Annotated in this window: 3 protein-coding genes; all 3 read right to left on the reverse strand. The window is 75.5% G+C overall.

Going from position 1 to position 2983, the window contains the following annotated elements:
• Positions 1-886: phosphatase PAP2 family protein (locus EF918_RS34255; protein ID WP_125652774.1), on the reverse strand; the 886-nt coding region annotated here is incomplete at its 3' end.
• Positions 887-1071: 185 nt separating this feature from the next.
• Positions 1072-2196, reverse strand: coding sequence for a thioester domain-containing protein (locus EF918_RS34260; RefSeq protein ID WP_185922065.1), 1125 nt, complete (start codon positions 2194-2196; stop codon positions 1072-1074).
• A 266-nt stretch (positions 2197-2462) separates the two neighbouring features.
• Positions 2463-2864 (reverse strand): single-stranded DNA-binding protein, encoded by a 402-nt coding sequence (locus tag EF918_RS34265; protein ID WP_125652775.1) that lies wholly within the window; start codon positions 2862-2864, stop codon positions 2463-2465.
• Positions 2865-2983: the final 119 nt, after the last annotated feature.

The raw sequence follows: 2983 nt of genomic DNA on the forward strand, positions 1-2983 counted from the left end.
CCCCGGCCCGCAACGCAGCTCCGGCTGCGGCGTTGACGGTGCCGTCGCCCCCGCACACCCCCAGCACGGTGGCCCGGCCGGCCGCCGAGGCCAGTGCCTCGGTCAGCTCCTCCCCGGTGCACTCGACCACCTCGGCCCGCGGCAGCACGGCCCGCACCACGTCCGGCGAGGCCCCGGCCGACGCACCGGCCTCGGTGTTCACGACGACGACCAGGCCGGCGCCGTCCGGCAGCGCGGGCGCCCCGACCGCCGCCCGCTCACCGCCGGACGCCCCCCGCGCCTGCTCGGCGTCCCGCGCGAGCCTCCGTACGACCAGGGCGGCGGCCACCCCCAGCCCCGCCCCGGCCAGGACGTCGCTCGGGTAGTGCACCCCGGTGTAGACCCGCGAGAACGCGACGGCGGCGGCCACCGGCAGGACCGCTACGCCCAAGCCGGGATGTTCCAGTGCGAGCCCGGTGGCGAAGGCGAACGCGGAGGCGGAGTGCCCGGAGGGGAAGGAGGTGGTCGTCGGCTGCACGGTGAGCCGGCGGACCGTGGGAACCCCCTCCAGCAGCGGCCGGGGCCTGCGCACCGACCACTTGCCGACGGTGTTGATCGTGGCGGAGGCCAGGGCCAGCGAGGCCGCCCCGCGCAGCGCGGCCCGGCGCGCGGGCGCCGACCCGAAGGCGCCCAGGCCGACGGCCACCGCGCCCCACAGCACGCCGTGGTTGGCGGCCCGCCCCAGCCGCGGCAGCACCCGGTCGGCCCCGGGCCAGTGCCGCCGCGCCACCGCGTCGAACAGCTGCCGGTCCCCCCGCCCGACGGCGCCCCACCACGTCAGCGGATGCCGATAGGTCCCGTGCTTCCCGTGCTTCCCGTGCTTCCTCAGCTTCCTCTGCTCAGACATCTCCCATACATACCCACGAGATCACTTCCGTATCGCCATCCCCTCCCGCACCGGCCGACGGCCGCGTCCCCCGCCCGGCCGGAGCCAGGCCCGCCCCGCCTCAGCCGAGGCGATGGCAGAAGCCCGGGCGGGAGCCGGTAGCGGGAGCCGAAGACCGGCCCGAAGCCGGCCCCCCGCCGCTCCCGCTAGGCCAGGTGGTCGTCCTCGTCCTCCAGGGGGCGCTTGCGCAGCAGGAGGACCACCATGCCGCCCAGGACCACCAGGCCCACCGCCAGGGAGGCGATCACCGGGGTGGCCGCCGAGCTGCCGCTCGCCGCCAGGCGGTCGTCCGGCTCGTCCGGGGAGGTCACCGATGCCTGGAGCGTGACGGGGGCTCCCGCTGCACCCTGGGCGTCCGCGAGCTTGGCCGTCTCCGGCCAGACCGCCGTCGCCACGGCCTTCGCGGCGGACTCGCTGGAACCGGCCACCACCTGGGCCTGGGTCCACTCGCCGCTGGTGAACACCCGCCCCACCGGCACCCGGGTCGACCCCTGGACCGTCACCGAGGCCATGCCGTCGCCCGCGCCCGCCGGGACCTCGAACCACAGCCGGCTGCCGTGCTTCGCGACCGTCACCGGCTGCCCCTGCGCGTCCACCACCCGTACGCCCATGGCCAGCGCCGACGCCTCCGGGGTGACCGTCACGCTCTGGGCCCCCGTCCGGACCGTGACCGGTCCGATCCGGGTGCCGACCGGGCCGGTCACCTGGGTCGGCTCCAGGCTGAGCGAGGACGGCGGCTCCGCCATCCGGCCCGCCTCCTTCTGGAGGTAGTCGGCCAGCTTCTCCGCCGCCGGATCGGCGGCTTCCACCTGTGCCCCGTCGGCCAGCCGCCAGATCGCCACCTGGGTCCCGGCCGCCGCGCTCTCCGCGGTGAGCGCGCCGGCCCCGGCCGCCTTGGCCAGCCCGGTCAGGTCGTTGAGCTGGGGGTAGGAGTGTTCCAGGACCCACCGGATCCGGCCGCCCGCCTCCCCGTTGGTGCCGAGCGGGCTGCCGCTCCACGCCGTCTCGGTGTACCGCGCCTGGGGCTGGGCGAAGCCCGTCACGCCGACCCCGTAGGTCTGGAGCATCCCGCCGCCGTCGACCCGCATCTCGTAGAGCCCGGCCGGAATCTGCTGCACGCTGCCGTCCCGGCCCATCAGGACCGCCTGCCCGAAGGTCTTCAGCCCGTCCAGCACGGCGGTCGCGCCCTCCGGCGGACGATGCGCGTCCCCTTCCGCGGCGGCGGCCGGGGAGCCGGGCGCGGCCGCCAGGGCGGCGGCGAGCAGCGCCACCGCGAACGGCCGCCGCGCGGCGGCCCGTGCCCCGCCTCCGCCGCCCCCGCCGCCCCCGGAAGCAGATGCGGAAACGGAAACGGAAGCGGAAGCAGACGCGGACGCGGACGCGGAAGCAGCCGGAACGGCGGCACCGGCGGATTCAGAAGTCGTGGCGGAGTCGGCAGGAACAGAAGAAGCGGGAACGCCAATGGACACAGTCTTCCCCTTCGGGCCAAAGCCCCAGATGCCCGTGGATACCGGGGAATCCTATAGGCCTCGAACATCTAGACCACCGACCCCTTCTGAGCTTCCGTCAGTGGCGCGCCCACCGTCGCCACCCGGCGGAAGGCGGCCGTCCCCCGGCTCAGGTCGTGCCCGGCGGCCAGCACGTCGATCTCGGCCGAGACCCACCGCTGCCCCTCCCCCTGTTCGTCGCGCACGCGCAGCCTGCCGTGTAGGACCAACGGCTCCCCCACGGACACCGACGCCGCCAGATTGGCCGCCAGCGAACGCCGCGCCCAGACCGTGTAGAAGCTCGTCGCACCGTCCGTCCAGGCTTCCTTCTGGCGGTCGTAGAACCGTGGTCGCACGGCGAAACGGAATCTCGCCGCCGGCCCGTTCGGCGTCTCGCGGTAGTCGATCTGGGTCGCCACATGGCCCACCAGCGTCACCACGGTCTCGTTCATCCCGACGCCCCTCCTCGTCGTCCCCCCACGCACCGACCCCCGGCACGTGCGACCAGAGTGCGCCCGACCCCTCCCACCCCGCCCCGGCCTGTGGACGACTACCCCGTTGTGGACAACCG

It is taken from the genome of Streptomyces sp. WAC06614, assembly GCF_003949795.1.
Lineage (GTDB): Bacteria > Actinomycetota > Actinomycetes > Streptomycetales > Streptomycetaceae > Streptomyces.

What these genes read in the sequence shown, in the direction of transcription:
- EF918_RS34265 (WP_125652775.1), bottom strand. Translation starts at nt 2,864, where the DNA reads ATGAACGAGACCGTGGTGACGCTGGTGGGCCATGTGGCGACCCAGATC.